Origin of the sequence: Pararhizobium polonicum (assembly GCF_001687365.1) — a bacterium.
Taxonomy (GTDB): Bacteria; Pseudomonadota; Alphaproteobacteria; order Rhizobiales; family Rhizobiaceae; genus Pararhizobium; species Pararhizobium polonicum.
Genome location: NZ_LGLV01000010.1, coordinates 36,503 through 56,660, shown reverse-complemented (window position 1 = coordinate 56,660; position 20,158 = coordinate 36,503). Strand labels below are relative to the sequence as shown.

General features: G+C 61.8%; 22 protein-coding genes. 11 read left to right on the top strand and 11 right to left on the bottom strand.

The annotated features are described in order from the left end of the window. The first annotated feature begins 296 nt into the window (after positions 1 to 296). Entirely contained in the window at positions 297 to 929 is a 633-nt protein-coding gene (locus tag ADU59_RS16510; RefSeq protein WP_068955247.1) for a septation protein A, read from the top strand. A 5-nt stretch (positions 930 to 934) separates the two neighbouring features. After that, positions 935 to 1,516: a DUF2585 domain-containing protein gene (locus tag ADU59_RS16505; RefSeq protein ID WP_099050852.1), complete on the top strand. Its 582-nt coding sequence runs from the start codon at positions 935 to 937 to the stop codon at positions 1,514 to 1,516. A 152-nt stretch (positions 1,517 to 1,668) separates the two neighbouring features. On the opposite strand, the gene ADU59_RS16500 is transcribed toward ADU59_RS16505, so the two are convergent. The 5 genes from ADU59_RS16500 to ccmA all read right to left on the bottom strand — a co-directional run bounded on the left by ADU59_RS16500 (position 1,669) and on the right by ccmA (position 4,774). Next, complete coding sequence (locus ADU59_RS16500) at positions 1,669 to 2,280, bottom strand: DsbE family thiol:disulfide interchange protein (RefSeq protein ID WP_068955245.1); 612 nt, start codon at positions 2,278 to 2,280, stop codon at positions 1,669 to 1,671. Beyond that, positions 2,277 to 2,447 carry a heme exporter protein CcmD gene (ccmD, locus tag ADU59_RS16495; RefSeq protein ID WP_193427087.1) on the bottom strand — a complete coding sequence of 57 codons (171 nt, stop codon included), beginning with the start codon at positions 2,445 to 2,447 and terminating at the stop codon, positions 2,277 to 2,279. The genes ADU59_RS16500 and ccmD overlap by 4 nt, the downstream gene beginning before the upstream one ends. Before the next feature lie 4 nt (positions 2,448 to 2,451). Then, positions 2,452 to 3,213, bottom strand: a complete 762-nt coding sequence (locus ADU59_RS16490; protein ID WP_068955243.1) for a heme ABC transporter permease — start codon at positions 3,211 to 3,213, stop codon at positions 2,452 to 2,454. Positions 3,214 to 3,273: 60 nt separating this feature from the next. Next, a complete protein-coding gene (gene ccmB / locus ADU59_RS16485; protein ID WP_068955242.1) occupies positions 3,274 to 3,933 on the bottom strand; it encodes a heme exporter protein CcmB in 660 nt (219 codons plus the stop codon). A gap of 211 nt (positions 3,934 to 4,144) precedes the next feature. Next, on the bottom strand, positions 4,145 to 4,774 hold the full coding sequence (gene ccmA / locus ADU59_RS16480; RefSeq protein WP_068955416.1) for a heme ABC exporter ATP-binding protein CcmA: 630 nt from the start codon (positions 4,772 to 4,774) through the stop codon (positions 4,145 to 4,147). 269 nt (positions 4,775 to 5,043) lie between these two features. Here ccmA and acnA point away from each other — a divergent pair, with 269 nt between their 5' ends. From acnA to ADU59_RS16465, 3 genes are all read left to right on the top strand, one after another. Further along, a complete protein-coding gene (gene acnA / locus ADU59_RS16475) occupies positions 5,044 to 7,734 on the top strand; it encodes an aconitate hydratase AcnA (RefSeq protein ID WP_068955241.1) in 2,691 nt (896 codons plus the stop codon). 203 nt (positions 7,735 to 7,937) lie between these two features. Continuing rightward, positions 7,938 to 8,657: a DUF1223 domain-containing protein gene (locus ADU59_RS16470; RefSeq protein ID WP_099050851.1), complete on the top strand. Its 720-nt coding sequence runs from the start codon at positions 7,938 to 7,940 to the stop codon at positions 8,655 to 8,657. A 395-nt stretch (positions 8,658 to 9,052) separates the two neighbouring features. Further along, positions 9,053 to 9,460 (top strand): DUF2794 domain-containing protein, encoded by a 408-nt coding sequence (locus ADU59_RS16465; protein WP_068955240.1) that lies wholly within the window; start codon positions 9,053 to 9,055, stop codon positions 9,458 to 9,460. Position 9,461: 1 nt separating this feature from the next. Here the strand turns inward: ADU59_RS16465 and ADU59_RS16460 are convergent, their stop codons facing one another. The 4 genes from ADU59_RS16460 to ADU59_RS16445 form a co-directional block, all read right to left on the bottom strand. Beyond that, on the bottom strand, positions 9,462 to 10,019 hold the full coding sequence (locus tag ADU59_RS16460) for a GNAT family N-acetyltransferase (RefSeq protein ID WP_068955239.1): 558 nt from the start codon (positions 10,017 to 10,019) through the stop codon (positions 9,462 to 9,464). A gap of 139 nt (positions 10,020 to 10,158) precedes the next feature. Next, entirely contained in the window at positions 10,159 to 10,902 is a 744-nt protein-coding gene (locus ADU59_RS16455) for a Bax inhibitor-1/YccA family protein (RefSeq protein ID WP_068955238.1), read from the bottom strand. 224 nt (positions 10,903 to 11,126) lie between these two features. Further along, complete coding sequence (locus ADU59_RS16450) at positions 11,127 to 13,679, bottom strand: ABC transporter permease (RefSeq protein ID WP_068955237.1); 2,553 nt, start codon at positions 13,677 to 13,679, stop codon at positions 11,127 to 11,129. Then, the gene (locus ADU59_RS16445) at positions 13,676 to 14,401 is read right to left on the bottom strand and encodes an ABC transporter ATP-binding protein (protein WP_068955236.1); all 726 of its coding nucleotides are present in this window, start codon (positions 14,399 to 14,401) and stop codon (positions 13,676 to 13,678) included. The genes ADU59_RS16450 and ADU59_RS16445 overlap by 4 nt, the downstream gene beginning before the upstream one ends. 126 nt (positions 14,402 to 14,527) lie before the next feature. On the opposite strand from ADU59_RS16445, the gene ADU59_RS16440 reads away from it, so the two are divergent. Both ADU59_RS16440 and thpR read left to right on the top strand, forming a co-directional pair. After that, positions 14,528 to 15,115 carry an arylesterase gene (locus ADU59_RS16440; protein ID WP_244506451.1) on the top strand — a complete coding sequence of 196 codons (588 nt, stop codon included), beginning with the start codon at positions 14,528 to 14,530 and terminating at the stop codon, positions 15,113 to 15,115. A 142-nt stretch (positions 15,116 to 15,257) separates the two neighbouring features. Beyond that, positions 15,258 to 15,845, top strand: a complete 588-nt coding sequence (thpR, locus tag ADU59_RS16435; protein WP_068955235.1) for an RNA 2',3'-cyclic phosphodiesterase — start codon at positions 15,258 to 15,260, stop codon at positions 15,843 to 15,845. Here thpR and ADU59_RS16430 read toward each other — a convergent pair. Beyond that, positions 15,785 to 16,246, bottom strand: a complete 462-nt coding sequence (locus ADU59_RS16430) for a low molecular weight protein-tyrosine-phosphatase (protein ID WP_068955234.1) — start codon at positions 16,244 to 16,246, stop codon at positions 15,785 to 15,787. The two genes, thpR and ADU59_RS16430, sit on opposite strands and share 61 nt — an antisense overlap. Positions 16,247 to 16,364: 118 nt before the next feature. Between ADU59_RS16430 and ADU59_RS16425 the strand changes: the two genes are divergently transcribed. Both ADU59_RS16425 and ADU59_RS16420 read left to right on the top strand, forming a co-directional pair. Continuing rightward, on the top strand, positions 16,365 to 16,682 hold the full coding sequence (locus ADU59_RS16425; protein WP_068955413.1) for a 4a-hydroxytetrahydrobiopterin dehydratase: 318 nt from the start codon (positions 16,365 to 16,367) through the stop codon (positions 16,680 to 16,682). 62 nt (positions 16,683 to 16,744) lie between these two features. After that, entirely contained in the window at positions 16,745 to 17,131 is a 387-nt protein-coding gene (locus ADU59_RS16420) for a YkvA family protein (RefSeq protein WP_068955412.1), read from the top strand. Here ADU59_RS16420 and ADU59_RS16415 read toward each other — a convergent pair. Continuing rightward, entirely contained in the window at positions 17,128 to 17,700 is a 573-nt protein-coding gene (locus ADU59_RS16415; RefSeq protein ID WP_068955233.1) for a sigma-70 family RNA polymerase sigma factor, read from the bottom strand. The two genes, ADU59_RS16420 and ADU59_RS16415, sit on opposite strands and share 4 nt — an antisense overlap. A gap of 439 nt (positions 17,701 to 18,139) precedes the next feature. Between ADU59_RS16415 and ADU59_RS16410 the strand changes: the two genes are divergently transcribed. Continuing rightward, the gene (locus ADU59_RS16410; protein WP_068955232.1) at positions 18,140 to 18,643 is read left to right on the top strand and encodes an invasion associated locus B family protein; all 504 of its coding nucleotides are present in this window, start codon (positions 18,140 to 18,142) and stop codon (positions 18,641 to 18,643) included. 328 nt (positions 18,644 to 18,971) lie between these two features. Then, complete coding sequence (gene rlmN / locus ADU59_RS16405; RefSeq protein ID WP_244506454.1) at positions 18,972 to 20,144, top strand: dual-specificity RNA methyltransferase RlmN; 1,173 nt, start codon at positions 18,972 to 18,974, stop codon at positions 20,142 to 20,144. Positions 20,145 to 20,158 lie beyond the last annotated feature (14 nt).

Below are 20,158 nucleotides of genomic sequence, written 5' to 3'. Positions count from 1 at the left end.
GGTTGCAAATGAACGGCTTGGACGCGACCTTCCATTTTCTCCGTCATCCTCGCCCTTGTGGCGGGGATCCAGCAGCGGCGCGTCCGCGCCGCTAAAGACTCTTCGACGCGGCAGACGCCGCGTCACTGGATTCCTGTGACAGGCACAGGAATGACGGACAGTGAAGAACGCCGCCACGAACCGCACGAGAGTGCGGACCGAGACGACCAAAACCGAAATACCCGCGTGAAAAAACATCCACGCACCCGAAACTTGCAATACCATCGCTCCATCGAGCAGGCGTTAGGAAAGTCAGTATGTCATCGATCGAGGCGGACAAGCCGCGCAAGGAAATCAGCCCGCTCCTGAAAATGGCGCTGGAACTCGGCCCGCTGGTGGTCTTTTTCTTCGCCAATTCGCGCGGCGAGTGGCTGGCCCGGGAATTTCCTGCGCTGACCGAGCTCGGTGGCCCGATCTTCATCGCCACCGGCCTGTTCATGGCGGCAACCGCCATCGCCCTGACGGCGTCCTGGCTGCTCACCCGCACCTTGCCGATGATGCCGCTGATCTCGGGCGTCGTCGTCTTCGTCATGGGCGCCTTTACGCTCTATTTGCAGAACGACACGTTCATCAAGATCAAGCCGACCATCATCAACTCGCTGTTCGGCATCATCCTGCTGGGCGGCCTGCTGTTTGGAAAATCGCTGCTCGGCTACGTCTTCCACACCGCCTTCAAGCTCGATGAAGAAGGCTGGCGCAAGCTGACCATCCGCTGGGGGATCTTCTTCCTGGTTCTGGCGGTGCTGAACGAAGTGGTCTGGCGCAACTTCTCGACCGATTTCTGGGTCGCCTTCAAGGTCTGGGGCACGATGCCGATCACTGTGCTGTTCACCCTCTCGCAGATGCCGATCATTATGAAACATTCGCTGGAACAGGATAACCCGAAGTGACGGCACTGGTCCCGGCCGAAAACCGTTCGCCGCAGACCGCCCTCTGGCTTGCCGCCTGCGCCGGCGTCCTCATTCTCCAGATCCTTATCGAATACGGGATGGGCCGCACGCCGATCTGCGAATGTGGATATATCAAGCTGTTCGAGCCCGTTGCCAACGGCCCCGGCAATTCGCAGCACATGGCCGACTGGTACACACCGTCGCACATCATCCACGGCTTCCTGTTCTACGGGCTTGCCCATCTCGTGCTGCGCCGCAAGCCGCTGGCCGCCAAACTGCTGCTGGCGCTGGTCATCGAATCCGGCTGGGAAATCCTCGAAAACTCACCCATCATCATCGACCGCTACCGCGCCGCGACCATCTCGCTCGATTATTACGGCGACAGCATCCTGAACTCCGTGATGGACACGATCTTCATGGCGCTCGGTTTCCTGCTTGCCTGGCGTGCGCCTGTCGCCGTCACGGTCGCCATAGCCATCGCCTTCGAGCTTTTCACCGGCTGGCTGATCCGTGATAACCTGACGCTCAACGTGCTGATGCTGGTCTACCCGCTGGAGGCGGTGAAGGCGTGGCAGGGTGGTCTTTAACATGTTCGTGAAAACTGAGGCGGACAACACACTCAAGCCATCCTCGGCCTTGAGCCGAGGATCCATACCGCCGCATTCGGATCCGGCCCCGTTGGCGAATGGATGCTCGGGTCAAGCCCGAGCATAACGGAGCCTGGAGGGCAAAGCCCTCCTCACATCTTCCCGGCCACAGCCTTTTCGATCGCCGGATAAAGCCCGTCCTTCAGGCTGCGTGCGTCGAACGGCCCGACCCGCTTGTAAACGATGGTTCCCGAAGCATCGACAAGATAGGTCTCGGGGATGCCGTAGACGCCCCAGTCGATCGCCGCCTTGCCGCGCGGATCGACGCCGACGGCGGCGAAGGGATTGCCGAGCTCGCCGAGAAACCGCAGCGCATTGTCGGTCTGGTCCTTGTAGTTGATGCCCACCACCGTCAGCCGCGGGTCCTTGGCCAGTTCGAGGATGATCGGGTTTTCCTCGCGGCAGGGAACGCACCACGACGCCCAGACATTGACCAGCGTCAGCTTGCCCGTGATGGCCGCGTCGGTCAGCGCCGGCATGGCGGCGCCCTTGAACGTCGCACCTTCCAGCGGCGGCATGGCGAGCGACGGCGCCTTGGTGCCGATCAGGGCGGACGGAATTTCGCTGATATCACGGCCCGAATCGAGCTGGCTCCAGAAGATCGCAGCCAGACCGGCGAAAATCGCCAGCGGCAGAACCGCAAAGACGATGCGCATCTTGCCCGGCCGGCTGTTGTCGGGCCCGACAGGTGTCTCAATGCTCATTGTGCGTCCCCGGCCGGCGCCGAGCGGCGGCGGATGCCGGCCTTGTCCAGCGCCTGCAGTTCGCGACGACGGGCGCGTCCATCGGCCCAGACCCAGAGAATGAGGGCGACGACGGTCAGTGCGGCGATACCGTAGCTGGCGACGACATAGGCGGTGTGGCTCATCATCGTCTCACACCTCCCGGCCAGCGCTGCGGGCGGCCTGACGGCGCATCGAGGTCACCCGGCGGCGCCAGATCTCGTTGCGCATCGCAGCGATATGCAGGGTGAAGAACAACAACGTAAAGGCAACCGCCATCACCAAGAGCGGCCGCAGAAACTCCGGATCGATCGCCGAGCCGCCGAGCCGGAGCACGCTTGCCGGCTGATGCAGCGTGTTCCACCATTCGACCGAGAACTTGATGATCGGGATATTGACGAAGCCGACGAGGATCAGAACGGCGGAAACCTTGGCCGCCTTGCCCGGCTCGTCCATCGCCCGGTTGAGCGCGATCAGCCCGAGATACATCAGGAACAGCACGAAGACCGAGGTCAGCCGCGCATCCCAGACCCACCACGTGCCCCACATCGGCTTGCCCCAGAGCGAACCGGTGACCAGCGCCAGAAAGGTGAAGCTGGCGCCGATGGGTGCCGCCGCCCGGGCGGCCACATCGGCCAGCGGATGGCGCCAGACCAGCGTGCCGAGCGCTGCGACCGCCATCACCGTGTAGCACATCATCGACAGCCAGGCTGATGGCACATGCACATACATGATGCGCACCGTTTCGCCCTGCTGATAATCGCCCTCGGTGGTGAAACAGAGGGTGAGCCCGATGGCAAACAGCAATGCCGTCAGCCCGGCAAGCCACGGCAGGACACGTTCCGCAAGGCCCAGGAACCGGGTGGGATTGGCAAGGTCGCTGATTTTGCGGATGGCCAGGCTGTTTTCGCTCATGATGGTTCTTTAACGCCGAAGGGCTTTCTCTTCAATGAGGGTGGTTCGATCACTTTTGTGTCAGTCAGACGTGGACCGCAGCGCCAATGCTGCCGCCAGCGGCCCGATGACCGCGAAGAACAGCGTGATCGCCACCAGGATCAGCAAGGGCGGCAAAAACGGTGCGGGGTCCTCGACCGCCGCATAGGCCGCGCTCACCCCGAAGATCAGCACCGGAATGGCCAGCGGCAGAACCAGGATCGACACCAGCAGCCCTCCGCGCGGCAGGGTCACGGCAACGGCGGCGCCGACCGCACCGATCAGGGTAATCGCCGGCGTCCCGACCAGCAGCGTCAGCATGGTCGCACCGATGGCGACCTCGCTCATGTTCATGAACAGCCCCAAAAGCGGCGACGCGATCACCAGCGGCAGTCCCGTCGCTGTCCAGTGCGCCAGGCACTTGACCAGCACGGTAAGCACCAGCGGCGTCTCCTGCATCAGCATCAGGTCCAGCGATCCATCCTCCCGCTCCGCCTGGAACAGCCGGTCGAGCCCGAGAAGGCAGGCGAGCAACGCCCCGATCCACAGGATCGCCGGGCCGATGCGCGACAGCAGATTGAGGTCGGGACCGACGGCAAACGGCACGACGGCAATCACCGTCATGAAGAACAGCACGCCGATCAGGGCGCCGCCCCCGGCACGCATGGACAGTTTGAGGTCGCGCAGGAAGAGGGAGATCATCGTGTGGCCTGCACAAACGGTGGACGGAAGAAAGACCCCTCCCCAACCCCTCCCCACAAGGGGGAGGGACTAATCCGAAGCAACGACCTCGCCAAATAACAACCTACGCTGATCGCATGAACCCAGAAATCTGAGCGAGAGGTTTCGGCGCGGAAGCCCCTCCCCCTTGTGGGGAGGGGTTGGGGAGGGGTCTTCATCAGGCAAAGCATATTCAAACCATCTCCCCCGCAAACCCCGTCATCCGCAATTCCCGTGCATCCACCCCCAGCGGCTGATGCGTTGCCGCAACGACAATGCCACCGGCGCCGAGGTGCCGCTCGACCAGCCCGGCAAACAGCCGGTCGGCACTGGCATCGAGTGCCGCCGTCGGCTCGTCGAGAATCCAGACCGGCCGGTGAGCGACCAGAAGCTTGGCCATCGCCATCCGCCGCTGCTGCCCGGCCGACAGATAGCCGAACGGCAGATGCGAAATGCCCCCGAGCCCGAGCGCTTCGGTGGCGGCCTCCACATCGATCCCGGATCCACCCGCCGAATCACCCATGAAGGATTTCCAGAAGGACAGGTTTTCCATGACCGTCAATTCGCGCTTCATCGCATTGCGGTGACCGAGATAGTGGCAAAGTTCGCGCGGATGACCGATATCCGGCGATGCGCCCTCCACCCGGACGCTGCCGGATTCGGCCACCAGAAGCCCTGCCAGAACGCGCAGCAATGTCGACTTTCCAGAACCGTTCGGCCCCGTCACCACAAGGGCTTCGCCCGCATCGAGAACGACGGAAATACCGTGGAAAATCAGGTCCTCACCGCGCTTTGCACTGAGGCCTTCGACACGCAGGCGGATCGGCATTCACATTCCTTTTACGACGTTCGTCGCAGCGCAAAAAAATTGTCTCAAATTGAGGACGGATGGTCTGGCACGTTCCGGAGAAATTATCTATAACCGCCCCAACACGCCAGCGGTCGGCGTGAATTTCATCCTAGCGCCGAACTTGGAATGACATTCCACGTACGGACAGCGGAAATGGCCGTACCCGCATCCCATATCGCGCTTTAAATGCGTTCGGGCGTTCGTACGTCAGGTTTTGGCGATCAAACGGAACGGGGTATCCAGTGTCCAAGTCCCTTGACAGTTTCAATTGTCGTTCGACGCTTTCGGTGAATGGCGTAGACTATGTCTATTACAGCCTGCCGAAGGCCGAAGAAAACGGCCTCACCGGCGTTTCTAAGCTGCCCTATTCGATGAAGGTGCTGCTTGAGAACCTGCTGCGCTTCGAAGATGGCCGCTCGGTGACCAAGGAAAACATCCTTGCCGTCGCCGAATGGCTCAACAACAAGGGCCGTGAAGAAAACGAGATCGCCTATCGCCCGGCGCGCGTGCTGATGCAGGACTTCACCGGCGTTCCCGCCGTCGTCGATCTGGCCGCGATGCGCGACGCGATGGTGTCGCTCGGTGGCGATCCGGAAAAGATCAACCCGCTGGTTCCCGTCGACCTCGTCATCGACCACTCGGTCATTGTCGACGAATTCGGCACCCCGACCGCCTTTGCCCGCAATGTCGAGCTCGAATACGAGCGCAACGGCGAGCGCTACCGCTTCCTGAAATGGGGCCAGCAGGCCTTCAAGAATTTCCGCGTCGTTCCTCCGGGCACCGGCATCTGTCACCAGGTCAATCTGGAATATCTTGGCCAGACCGTCTGGACCAAGGAAGAAGACGGCGAGATCACCGCCTATCCGGACACCTGCGTCGGCACCGACAGCCACACGACCATGATCAACGGTCTGGGCGTTCTCGGCTGGGGCGTCGGCGGCATCGAGGCGGAAGCGGCCATGCTCGGCCAGCCCGTCTCCATGCTCCTGCCGGAAGTCATCGGCTTCAAGCTGACCGGCAAGCTCAAGGAAGGCGTCACCGCCACCGACCTCGTGCTGATGGTCGTCCAGATGCTGCGCAAGAAGGGCGTCGTCTCCAAGTTCGTCGAATTCTTCGGTTCCGGTCTCGACAACATGACGCTGGCCGACCGCGCGACGATCGGCAACATGGGCCCGGAATATGGCGCGACCTGCGGCTTCTTCCCGGTCGACAGCGAAACCATCAACTACCTCACCATGTCCGGCCGCGAAGAACAGCGCATCGCGCTGGTCGAAGCCTATTCCAAGGCTCAAGGCATGTGGCGCGACAATGACGGCGCAGACCTCGTCTTCACCGACACGCTGGAACTCGATCTGGGTCAGGTTGTCCCCGCCATGGCCGGTCCGAAGCGTCCGGAAGGCCGCATCCCGCTGGAAAACATCGCCACCGGCTTCGCAGGCTCGCTTGAAAACGACTACAAGAAGCCGGGCCAGATCGACCTGCGCTATCCGGTCGAAGGCACGGATTACGACATCGGCCATGGCGACGTGGCGATTGCCGCCATCACCTCCTGCACCAACACGTCCAACCCCTCGGTTCTCATCGCTGCCGGCCTTCTCGCCCGCAACGCCGTTGCCAAGGGCCTGAAATCGGCTCCGTGGGTCAAGACCTCGCTGGCACCGGGATCCCAGGTTGTCGCTGAATATCTCGAGAAGTCCGGCCTGCAGGTCGATCTCGACAAGCTCGGTTTCAACCTCGTCGGCTTCGGCTGCACGACCTGCATCGGCAATTCCGGTCCACTGCAGGCGCCGATTTCCAAGACCATCAACGAGAAGGGCCTGATCATGTCCGGCGTTCTCTCGGGCAACCGCAACTTCGAAGGCCGCATCTCGCCGGACGTTCAGGCAAACTATCTCGCCTCGCCGCCGCTGGTCGTGGCCTATGCGTTGGCCGGCACCGTCCAGAAAGACCTGACCACCGAGCCGCTCGGTATCGGTAGCGATGGCCAGCCGGTGTTCCTCAAGGACATCTGGCCGACCTCGCAGGAAATTCAGGAATACATCCTGAAATACGTCACCCGCGCGCTCTATGCATCGAAATATGCCGACGTGTTCAAGGGCGATGCCAACTGGCAGGCGGTTCAGGTTCCGGCCGGCCAGACCTATGCCTGGGACGACAATTCGACCTATGTCCAGAACCCGCCCTACTTCGTCGGCATGGGCAAGACCGGCTCGGGCATTTCCGACATCAAGGGCGCCCGCGTGCTTGGCCTGTTCGGCGACAAGATCACCACCGACCACATTTCGCCGGCCGGCTCGATCAAGGCGGCGTCTCCGGCCGGTGCCTATCTCATCGGCCATGGCGTCGGCGTTGCCGACTTCAACCAGTACGGCACGCGCCGCGGCAACCATGAAGTGATGATGCGCGGCACCTTCGCCAATATCCGCATCCGCAACCACATGATGGGACCGAACGGCAAGGAAGGCGGCTACACGATCCACTATCCTTCGAAGGAAGAGATGTCGATCTATGACGCTGCCATGCAGTACAAGGCCGAAGGCGTTCCGCTGGTCATCTTCGCCGGTGTCGAATACGGCAACGGTTCGTCGCGCGACTGGGCGGCTAAGGGCACCAACCTGCTCGGCGTCAAGGCCGTGATCGCCCAGTCCTTCGAGCGCATCCACCGCTCCAACCTCGTCGGCATGGGCATCGTGCCCTTCGTCTTCGAGGAAGGCACGACCTGGGAATCGCTCGGCCTGAAGGGTGATGAAAGCGTCACGATCGACAATCTCGGCAATGTCCAGCCGCGTGAGAAGCGCGTGGCAAAGATCACCTATGCCGACGGCACGGTGAAGGACGTTCCGCTGATCTGCCGCATCGATACGCTCGATGAAGTCACCTACATGAACAATGGCGGCATCCTGCAGACGGTCTTACGCGATCTCGCCGCCTGATGCATTTCTGATGCTGGAATGAACGAAGCCGGGGCTTTCACGAGCCCCGGCTTTTTCGTGACCACCGAAGCCTCAAGCCTCACTCCAACGTGACTTTCTGTTGAAAGCCGGGCAGCGTATGTAAGATCACCGAATGACCGAAGCCGCCCATGCCTGTTGAAATGGAAATTCTGATGTCTGGATCAAGCACCGTTTACCGCATCATGCTCGCCTGTGGCTTCGGCCTGCTGGCGCTGCCGGTTGCGGCCGGTGAACCGCAGGGCGTCGTGGAACTGTTTACCAGCCAGGGCTGTTCGTCCTGCCCGCCGGCGGATGCGGCGCTGAAAACGCTGATCGACGACGGCAAGGTCGTGGCGCTGTCCTATCATGTCGACTACTGGAACTATCTCGGCTGGGCCGACACGCTGGCCTCCAAGGACAACACCGCCCGGCAATATGCCTATGCCAAGATGCTCGGCCGCAACGGCGTCTACACGCCGCAGGCCGTTCTCAACGGCCGCGACCATATCAATGGCGCCGATCTCGCCGGTATCAACCGGCGGCTGACGGAGATGACCGGCAAAGGCCAGGGGCTGGCCGTGCCGGTGAGCGCGACGGTACGCAAGGACGAAGTCGACATCAAGGTCGGCGCCGGCAGCGGCAAGGCCAATGTCGTCGTCGTCTATTTCGACCGCGAGCAGCAGGTGGAGGTCAAGAAGGGCGAAAACGGCGGCAAAAAGATCTCCTACTGGCATTCCGTCCGCGATATCCAGACCATCGGCATGTGGGATGGCACGCCGGCCAATTTCATCCTGCCCGCCTCCGTCCTCAACGAGGGCAAGAATGGCGGCTGCGCGGTCCTTTTGCAGAAGATGAAGGACAACGAAACGCCCGGCGCCATTCTGGGCGCGACCACCGTCATGGCGGACAAGACCGCCAACTGACGGTCCCATCGTTTCTGGTTCGGCCCGGCAGCATCGAGGGGCTGGGGCTGAGGGTTCGAAGATGCCGGACCGAACCGGCCATAACCCCGGCAACAGGCGCTGCCGGAAACATGGCATCCAGAGTGTCCGCGCCTGAACAGGCGCATTGGCCAGACACTCCAACAGCACCCCGTTCGAAAACAAATCACACTGTTCGACCGAAGATACCGGCCGGCACAAGGGAGAACGCCCTGTGCCGGCGAGCGCGAGTTTCCTTTCGAATTGGGGCGCGGTTTTGACTGAAATGCGGCGCACCGAAAAAAGTCTCCGGCAGCCCCATTCCGTTTGCGGCTTGCATTTCCGCCAAGCTGAGGCAAACTGTAACCGTCCTGTCACAATATAAGGCCGGAGTACCGATGACCGATCAGCCGGATTTGCCGCAAGGCGAGACCCGTTCCGAAAGGCAGCAAACGTCCAATGTGGTTGTCCATCTGCACGAATACCGAAGCGGCGCCCAGGACCCACTCCCCATCACCTTCCACCGCCGGGAACTCGACCTGATCCTGAAGGTCTATGGCCGCATGGTCGGCGAAGGCGAATGGCGCGACTATGCGATGGACCATCTGCGCGACAAGGCGGTTTTCTCGGTGTTCAAGCGCTCAGGGGAAATGCCGCTGTTCCGGATCGAGAAAAATCCGAAGCTGGCGGCCAAACAGGGTGCCTACAGCGTCGTCAACACGCATGGCATGATCCTGAAGCGCGGCCATGACCTGCAGCAGGTTCTGAAAGTGTTCGACAAGCTGCTGAAGGTGATCGAGACCTGATTCAGCTGCGATAGAGCGTATCGGGATAGGTGCCGGCTTGCGGATCGGTCGTCAGCCCCTCGCCGAGCGGCAGCTGCATGAGGATCGTATCGAGCCAGCGGCCGTGCTTGAAGCCGGTGCCCTTCATCAATCCGCCATGCTCGAAACCGGCGGCGCGATGCACCGCCACCGAAGCCGGATGCGCGCCACCGATGACCGCGACCATCTGGCGGAACCCGAGCGCCGTGCAACGCCTGATCAGTTCGGCCAGCAAGGCCTTGCCAACGCCCTGCCCGCGCGCCTCCGGCGCCAGATAGATCGAATCCTCGACCAGAAAACGATAGGCCGTGCGGGTGCGGAATGCCGAGGCATAGGCGTAACCGAGCAGGACGCCATCCGCACTGATGGCGGCGATATAGGGATAGCGGTTACCGGTGATCGCCGAGAAGCGCGATGCCATTTCCGCCTCCCCGGGCGGCGTCATCTCGTAGGAGGCGACGCCGTTGAGCACGGATTCCCGGTAGATCGCGGTGATGGCCGGAATGTCGGAGAGGGTCGCGTCGCGCAGCGTGAAGGACATCGCAAAAGCCTGAACAGGAATGATCGTCGCCAGTCCTCTGGCACATCGCAGCGGCGCGATCAAGCTGCCATGCTCTGTGGAATCCAGGCAACAAAAAAGGCGGCCGGAACCGCCTTTTTCAGATGTATTCCGGTTCGGACTATTCGCGGTTTCCGAGGAAACGCAGCATGAACAGGAACAGGTTGATGAAGTCGAGGTAGAGGGTCAGCGCGCCCATGATGGCCTTGCGGCCAGCGGCTTCGGCGCTGTCTGCTTCGAAGTACATTTCCTTGATCTTCTGGGTATCGTAGGCGGTGAGGCCTGCGAAAATCAGAACACCGATGGCCGAGATCGCAAAAGTCAGAGCCGACGAGGCCAGGAAGATATTGACGATCGAGGCGATGATCAGGCCGAACAGGCCCATGATCAGGAACGAGCCCATGCCCGACAGGCTACGCTTGGTGGTGTAGCCGTAGAGCGACAGACCGCCGAAGGCCGCCGCCGTGACGAAGAACGTCTGGGTGATGCTCTGGCCGGTATAGACCAAGAAGATCGACGACAGGGAGAGACCCATCAGGCCCGCATAGACCCAGAAGGTCGTCTGCGCGGCAGACACGCTCATCGAATTGATGCGGAAGCTCATGTAGAACACCAGAGCCAGCGGCGCCAGCATGACCACCCACTTCAGCGGGCTCACATAGATCGCCTGGCCGAAGGCCGTCAGCTCTCCGTTCGCGAAGGCGAGTTGAAATGCAGCAAAGGCGGCAATACCGGTGATCGCCAGACCGAGGGCCATCAGGTTGTACACCTTGAGCATATAGGTGCGCAGACCTTCATCGATTACGGCCCCCGCCTGTGCGCCGGCAGGCGACATTCGGGTTTGGTAGTTTCTAAGATCAGCCATTGTTTCCTCTTTATAAGCCCCGGTTGAATTTACGGTGTCGGGCTGCAAGGGCGCATCCTTGACGGTGCCAGCCACTTTACCCAGGCGCCGCTGCGGGGCTCCAGCATGCCTGCGTTGAATATGATGTCGAAATATGACTTACACAAGACCGGCGGGGCCGCGAATCGGACGAAAAGCGGCCCTGCAAGGCTTTCGCGCCGTAGCGTTAACGGTTAACTGCCCACTCAGAGTTCCCGCAGGACGGGTGCAGCCTTCTGTCCGAGCACGCGCCAGGTGCCGGCAAGACCGAAACCGACGGTGACGACAAGCGCGACCGCCATCGTGATCAGGGCGACATCCGGCAGGAAGGACGAGGGCAGGGACATGATCCTGCTGACCACGAACCAGGCCGCAACCCCGCCCGCAAACAGGGCGAAGATGGCAGTGGAAAGCCCGAGCATCGCATATTCGTAGCAGAAGGCGCGGATCAGCGTCGAGCGTGTCGCGCCCAGCGTTTTCAGCACGACGGCATCATGGGTGCGGGCCCTGTTGCCGGCTGCAAGCGCACCGGCAAGCACCAGCACGGACGCCACAAGCGCGACGGCGGCGGCGGCGCGGATGGCCGTCGCCAGCTGACCGAGAAGCACATTGATGATATCGAGCGCATCCTTGACCCGCACGCTGGTGATGGTCGGATAGCTGTTGGTGACGGCCTTCAGCGCCGCGGTCTCCTCGGCCGCCGTCGCCTGCGGATCGATCACCGTGGCAATCCAGGCATGCGGGGCACCGGCAAAGGTGTTGGGCGAGAACACCATGACGAAATTGATCGACAGGGATTCCCACTCCACCTTGCGGAAATTGGCGATGCGGGCGGTGATGTTGCGGCCGAGCACATTGACCGTGACGGTATCGCCGATCTTCAATCCGAGTTCGCCGGCCTCGTCGGCAGAAAACGACACCAGCGGTTCGCCGGCATAGTCCGGCGCCCACCAGCTTCCCTCCGTCAGCGACGAGTTCTCCGGTTTGTTCTTGGCATAGGTGATGCCCCGGTCGCCGCGCAGCACCCACTGGCCACCCGGCGGCACCTTCATCTTGGTCACGTCCTCGCCGTTGAACGCGAGGATGCGGCCGCGCAGCATCGGCACTTCGATGATCTTGCCTTCCGGCAGGTTTTTCTGCAGCAGCGCGCGGAACCCTTCGATCTGCGCGCCCTGGATATCGACGAAGAAGAAATTCGGCGCCCGTTCCGGCAGGTTGCCGGTCAGCTCGCGGCGCAGATTGCCGTCGATCAGCGCCAGCGTCACCAGAAGCGCAAGCCCGAGACCGAGCGACAGGACCACCGACGGCGTCAGCGCGCCCGGACGATGGATATTGCCGATGGCAAGCCGGAGCGCCGGCGAACGGACACGCGGCGCGCGGCGCGCAAGCATGGCCACGAGAATGGCAACGCCGCGCAGGACGATGAAGGAAAAGGCGATCGCGCCGAGGAACGTCAGCGAAATCCGCCGGTCATAGGCCGTCAGGATGGCCAGGCCGGCCAGCGCGGCAAGGCAAAGGGCGGCCGCGATGAGATAGGGCCAGGACGGCAGGCGCGCACGCTCGAAACCCTGTTCGCGAAACAGCGCCGTTGCCGGAACCTCGCGCGCCCGGCCGAGCGGCAGGATGGCGAAGGCCAGCGACGTCAGCAGACCGAACAGCGCGGCAAGACCGAGCGCACCCGGATAGAGCTGGAACGCGGTGGAAACCGGCAGCATGCCCGCCAGGAACTGCGCCGCGACGAAGGGAATGAGTGCCCCGAGCACAAGGCCGATACCGATGCCGAGCAGCGCGATCAGCAGGATCTGGATGAGGTAGATGGTGGTCACCATCGAGGCAGGCGCACCGACACACTTGAACGTCGCAATGACGCCGCGCTTGGAATCGAGGAAGGACCTGACCGCATTGGCAACGCCGACGCCGCCGACGATCAGCGCCGTGAGGCCGACAAGGGTGAGAAACTGCGAAAAGCGGGTGATATTGGCCGTCAGCGCCGGGGCTGCATTCTGGCTGCTGCGGATCGACCATCCGGCCTGCGGAAAGGTCTCCTCGGCCTGCTTGCGCACGGCCGGAATGGTGGTGGGATCGGCAACCTTCACCTTGTAGACATGGGCCACGAGGCTGCCTGTCTGCACCAGGCCGGATGCGGCAAGCGCGTCTGCGGACAACAGCAGGCGCGGCGCAAAACCGAACCCGTCCGACAGGGCATCCGGTTCGCGCGTGATCACGCCGGCGATCCGCAGGCGGGCATTGCCGAGCAGGAACTCGTCGCCGGTCTGGATGCCGAGGCGCTCCAGCAACAGCGGCGCCGCCAGCGCATTATAAACGCCGCCATGCTCGGCCAGAAGGTCACCGAGCGGTGCCGCCGGCTCGCTTTCGAGCCTGCCATAGAGCGGGTAGGCGCCATCGACGGCTTTCAGCTCGACCAGCGCCTGATTGGAGCCATCGGGCAGCCGGGCCATCGAGCGCAGGCTGGAAGACACGGCGACCGTGCCGAGACCGTCGATAAACGCCTTTTCCTCATCGGTCGCGACGCGATTGTTCAGCTCGAAGCGGATGTCGCCGGCCAGCAGTTCGCGGCCCTGGCTGGCGATCGACCCGGTGATCGACTGAGACAGCGAGTTGACACCCGCAATCGCCGCCGTTCCAAGCGCAACGCAGGCCAGGAAGATATAAAACCCCTTCAGGCCGCCGCGCATTTCACGCAGCGCCAGGCGAAAGGCAAGTCCGAGACGAAAGCCCTTGGCAGCATCCGCCCTCATGCGGAGGCAGCCTTCGACAGGGGAGCGGTAACCGGCGCATCATGGCCGGCGCCGGAGACGATCTCGCCGGAGCGGACCCGCACCTGGCGCGAGCAGCGGGCGGCAAGCGACGCGTCATGGGTCACCAGCACCAGCGTCATGTCACGCTCGGCCTGTTTGGAAAAGATCAGGTCGGCGACCTGGCGGCCGGTTTCGGCATCGAGATTGCCGGTCGGCTCGTCGGCGATCAAAAGCTTGGGGGATGGCGCCAGCGCACGGGCAATCGCCACGCGCTGCTGCTCGCCGCCGGACAGCTGGCCGGGATAATGCGACAGGCGCTCGCCGAGGCCGACGGAGACAAGCTCCTGCCGGGCGATCTCGAAAGCGTTGCGGACATTGGCAAGCTCGAGCGGCACGGCGACGTTTTCCAGCGCCGTCATATTGGGGATCAGATGGAAAGACTGGAAGACGATGCCGATGTTGCGGCCACGGAATTCCGCCACGCGGTCTTCGCTCAGGTCATGCAGCGGCGTGCCGTCGATGGTGATTTCACCGCTGTCGAGGCGCTCCAGACCGGCCAGAACCATCAGCAGCGTCGACTTGCCGGAGCCGGACGGACCGACGATCCCAACTGATTCTCCGGCATCGATCGTCAGATCCATACCCTTGAGCACATGAACGGACGCAGCGGCCTGGCCGAGGGTCAGATCCGCATTTTTCAGGTCGATCATGGTTTTTGCCAAAGGAAATTGCCCTATATGTACAATATGAAGGTGGCCGGAGCGGCTGACGTTCACCGATTTAAGGGTGCAGGCATGCAAATAAAAGCTTTTCGTGCGTTTTTGTTGGCGATCACGGCAATTGTGATCATGCCGTTACCGGGGCTGGCGGCGACGCTGAACCTCGTCGGCTTCGGCGACAGCCTGATGGCCGGCTACCAGTTGCCGCCGGAGGATGCCTTTCCCGCCCGTCTGGAAAAGGCCCTGCGCGACAAGGGTTTCGACGTGACGATCAGCAATGCGGGCGTTTCCGGAGACACCACCTCGGGCGGGCTGGCGCGGATCGACTGGTCGGTGCCGGATGGAACCAAGGGCGTCATCCTCGAACTGGGCGCCAACGATGCGCTGCGCGGCATCGCGCCGGAAGAAAGCCGCAAGAACCTTGTCGCGATGATCGAGAAGCTGAAATCGCGCGGCATCGCCGTCCTGCTGGTCGGCATGATAGCGCCGCCGAACATGGGCGGCGATTATGCCGCACGGTTCAATCCGATCTATCCGGAGCTGGCCAAAACCTTCGGCACCGAGTTCTACCCGTTCTTCCTCGACGGCGTGATCGAAGACGCCAAACTGAAGATCGAGGACGGCATGCATCCGAACGGCGACGGCATCGGCGTCATGGTCGAGCGCTTCCTGCCGGTGGCCGAACGCTTCATCCATTCCCTCCCGGCCGGAGGCTGAAAACAGGCGGATCGGGAAAATGGGGATCGTTCAGCCCCTGTTAATGCCATTGGACAAATATTGCAGGTGCGAAATTATAGTTGCTTACGGATGTCAGTCATGATTCGCTGACATTATCTGCAAGAGATTCGGGGAGCTCGTCATGCCGAGACTTTTCACCGCCCTCGAGATTCCGCGTAATGCCGCGATGAGCCTTTCATTGTTGCGTGGTGGACTTCCCGGTGCCCGTTGGATCGATGTGGAGAATTACCACATCACTCTTCGCTTCATCGGTGACGTCGACAATCGCACCGCCGACGAGATCGTCGACCGGCTCGATCGCATCGAACGCCCGGAATTCCAGCTGCAACTGACCGGTACCGGCGCCTTCGGCTCGAAGAAACCGCACTCCGTCTGGGCTGGCGTCAGCAATCCGCCGGAGCTTTATGCCCTGCAGGCCGAAATCGAACGGATCTGCCAGCGGCTCGGCCTGCCGGCCGATCCGCGCAAATTCACCCCGCATGTGACGCTCGGCCGGCTGCGGTCCTCGCGGGTCGAGGACGTCGTCGGCTATCTCTCGGGACGCGGCGGGTTCTACACCAACCCCTTCACCGTCTCGCGCTTCGTGCTTTTGTCCTCGCGCGATTCGATCGGCGGCGGTCCCTACATCACCGAAGAGGTCTTCCCACTCTATGAGCGCTCGTCGAGCCTGCCGATGAGCGACGAGCAGCCCTCCAAGAGCATGCTGTAAACGGCCTCGAACCCCTCTGGTCCCTCATAATAGGGATCGGGTACATCGCGCTCGACGCCCAGCGTATAGCTCGAAAAGAGATGCAGCTTATGCTGCGCAGCCGCCGGCGCCAGGGCGCGCAGATTGGCGAGATTGCTGCGGTCCATCGCGAAAATCAGATCGAATGCCTCGAAGTCCCGGGCGTGGACCTTGCGTCCGCGCTGGCCGGCAATATCGATCCCGTGGCCGCGCGCTACGGCAATGGAGCGGCGGTCGGGCTGATCGCCGATGTGCCAGCCGCCTGTACCGGCGGAATCGACATCGACCGGACGGGCCCCGGCAAGATGCCGCAGGATACCATCGGCCAGGGGCGAACGGCAGATATTGCCGAGACAGACAAAGAGAATTCTGACAGGTTTCATGCTATTCAACGGGACTTTTCCAACGCAACGGAGAAAAGGTTGAACCTATCCCCGGCTGCCGCGTTGTGAAACCAGAAACTGTCTCGCCGCCGTCAAGGAAGCTGGAGTGAACATCGCCATGAAGCAGGAAAAACTCACCGCGGAAGCCATTGCCGAAAACCTGCATAAGATGGAAGGCTGGGTGCTGTCGGAGGATGGCGTGTCGATCTGGAAGGCATTCCGGTTCAAGAGCTTCGTCGAAGCCTTCGGCTTCATGAGCGAAAGCGCGCTGGCAGCGGAGAAGTTCGGCCATCATCCCGAATGGTTCAATGTCTATAACAAGGTGGACGTGACGCTGACGACGCATGATTCCGGCGGTCTCACCGAGCTGGACTTCAAGCTCGCCGCCAGGATGGACCGGGCCGCCGCCGGACGGATGCCGGACCATCTGAAATGAGACCATTTGAAATCGCCGTAGCGCTCACCATATGATTTTCCATGACAGACAAGGCGAACACGATGGATGACGTCAAGATCGGCGAAATTTTGCTGCCTGGCGAGGAAAGCGAGCAGGAGGCCAAGGCCCGCAAGGTGCGGCGCCACTTCTGGCCGACCCTGAAGCGGGCCATGCGGCAGGTGCCGTTCAGCCGCGATGTCGTTGCCGCCTATTATTGCGCGATGGACCCGGCGACGCCGCTGCGCACGCGCGGCATCCTGCTCGGCGCGCTCGCCTATTTCGTCATGCCGTTCGATTTCATTCCGGATTTCCTGGCCGTGGTCGGCTTTTCCGATGATATCGCCGTTTTGACCGCCGCCTTTGCCGCCATCAGCGGCCAGATCAAGGAACAGCACTACATCAAGGCCGACGAGACGCTGCGCGGCGAAATTCCAGACAAGGCACATTAGCCGGAGCCATCCACGCCGCCTTCCTCGAGCAGCGCCCGCAATTTGCCGAAGGCAAGCCGGATACGGGACTTGACCGTTCCGAGCGGCAGGCCGGTGGCGGCGGAAATCTCCGAATGGGATTGCCCGAAGAAAAACGCCATCCGGATCAGGGTGACCTGCTCCACCGGCAGCTTTGCCAGCGCAGTCCGCACGATCTGCTCGCGATCGCCGTTTTCCACCAGATCATCCAGCGCCGGCGGGGCTGCCGGCAAAAGCAGCGGCTCGTGCGCATCGAGCGTGCCGGTGCGCTGCCTGCGGGCCGCATCGATGCGGCGATTGCGGGCAATCCGGAACAGCCAGGTCGAAAGCGAGGATTTTTCAGGATCGTAGAGATGGGCCTTCTGCCAGAGGATGACCATCACCTCCTGCACCACCTCTTCGGCCTCCATCACGCCGGCACTCTGCCGCATCAGGAAGGATTTCAACCGCGGGGCGAAAAAATCGAAGAGTTCCGAGAAGGCGCCCTGATCACGATTCCGTGCGACGGCCAGGACAAGCGCGGCGAAATGCTGTCGTGCATCAACATTCATTCCGCTTTTGATGGCCTCCCAGCCCTGTTTTCGCAGTATTTCACAACAGGTACAGCGCTTTTGTCAAAGGTCAAACTCTTGCCTGATTCTTTGTGACATAAACGCATGTCGAGTACGCGTCGGCTGATCGGGCGATTGAACCGCAAGTGAAGCGTGCGAGGCAGGCGGACATCGGCGTTTTGCCGCCGGAACCGTCTTCGGGGTTTCGCACAGCATGGATCAGACAAGCTTGCCAAGAATTCGGGCGCCTATCCGCAAGCCTGAAACTTGAGCGCCGTTTGCGTCGTAATCTGTTCCATATTAAAGCGAGTGGCATTAAGTTCAGGGAATGTTGACGGTTTGGTAACCTGAATTAAGTCAAAATAAATCAAATCGTGACCATGCGTTGCCCGGCTGATGCTGATCGGGCTTTGGGCGCTCAAGAAACCGGCAGGACAAGATGTTTGTAAGAAAGCTTAACCTCGCACTCGCACTCGTGCTGGCATTTGCCGGCGTTGCTTCGGCCCAGTCGCCGACCCGCATCCAGCAGTTCAATGCCTGGGGCGCCTACTCCTATCAGGCCGGTGCCGGCAAGGTTTGCTATGTGCTGTCCGTGCCGAAGGAAAAGAGCCCGGCAAACGTCGATCACGGCGATATCTTCTTCCTGGTGTCGCAGCGCCCCGGCCAGAACATCTCCTACGAGCCGCAGGCGATGATGGGTTATCCGCTGCAGGAAAACTCCAAGGTGACCGTCACCATCGACGCCAAGAACTTCGTGATGTTCACCAAGGGCAATTCCGCCTGGGTCGAGAACGCCGCCGAAGAACCGGCGCTCGTTGCCGCGATGAAGACCGGCAAGGCGATGTCTGTGGCCGCCAAGTCCCGCAAGGGCACGCCGACGGCCTATTCCTACTCGCTCTCGGGCATTTCGGCAGCGCTCAAGCAGATCGAGACCTGCAAGTAAGCTGCGGCCAACCGTAGAGTTTTTTCAAAAGGCCGGTACGTCCGGCCTTTTGACGTTCAGGTCTTTGCCTTTTTGCAGATCTGCCCTGACGCGCCGGAGGGTGACGCCGGGTGAAAACCGTGCTAAAGGCCGCGCAACGATGGCTGCGCGGATCGTTTGACGATCCCGATGCGCGGCAAACGAACTCTGATCTCAGCATTTTACGCATCGGCCGCAGGCAAAAGCGCTTGAACGGGTTTTGCGTATCGCACAATGGGAAATGGCGAGCATGGCCGCGACTGAAGCACTCAATCTGGACCGCCCCGTCAAGGCAGCGGTCCGCCCGGCCATGACGCCTGAAAAGCCGACACTGATCGGTCTCTCGCGCGAGGACATGGGCAAGGCGCTGGCCGAAATCGGCGTTCCGGCCAAGCAGGTCAAGATGCGCTCCAGCCAGCTCTGGCACTGGCTCTATGTGCGCGGCGTCTCCGATTTCGACCACATGACCAATGTGTCAAAGGACATGCGTGAACTGCTGAAGACGCATTTCACCATCGCCCGGCCGGAAATCGTCGAGGAGCAGATCTCCACCGACGGAACCCGCAAATGGCTGCTGCGCTTCCCGCCCCGCGGTGCCGGCCGTCCCGTCGAGATCGAGACCGTCTACATCCCCGAGGAAGGCCGCGGCACGCTCTGCGTATCGAGCCAGGTCGGCTGCACGCTCACCTGTTCCTTCTGTCATACCGGCACGCAGAAGCTGGTGCGCAACCTGACGGCCGAGGAAATCCTCTCGCAGCTGCTTCTGGCCCGCGACCGGCTGGGCGACTTTCCGGACCGCGACACGCCGGCCGGCGCCATCGTGCCGAACGAAGGCCGCAAGGTCACCAACATGGTGATGATGGGCATGGGCGAGCCGCTCTACAATTTCGAGAACGTCAAGACCGCACTTCTGATCGCCACCGACGGTGATGGCCTGTCGCTGTCCAAACGCCGCGTCACCCTGTCGACCTCGGGCATCGTTCCGGAAATCTTCCGCACCGGCGAGGAAATCGGCGTCATGCTGGCGATTTCGCTGCATGCGGTGAAGGACGACCTGCGCGACATGCTGGTGCCGATCAACAAGAAATATCCGCTGAAGGACCTGCTCGACGCCTGCCGCAACTATCCCGGCCTGTCGAATGCCCGCCGCATCACCTTCGAATATGTGATGCTCGAAGGCGTCAACGACACGCTGGAAGACGCCAAGGAACTGGTGCGCCTGCTGAAGGGCATTCCGGCCAAGATCAACCTGATCCCGTTCAACCCCTGGCCGGGCACCAACTACCAGTGTTCGAAATGGGAAGAGATCGAGAAATTCGCCGACTTCATCAATGCGGCCGGCTATGCCTCGCCGATCCGCACGCCGCGCGGTCGTGACATTCTCGCCGCCTGCGGCCAGCTGAAATCCGATTCCGAGCGCATGCGCAAGGTCGACCGGATGGCGTTTGAGGCGATGATGATCGCCAACCACGGCGAGGATTGATCAGCAATTTTGAT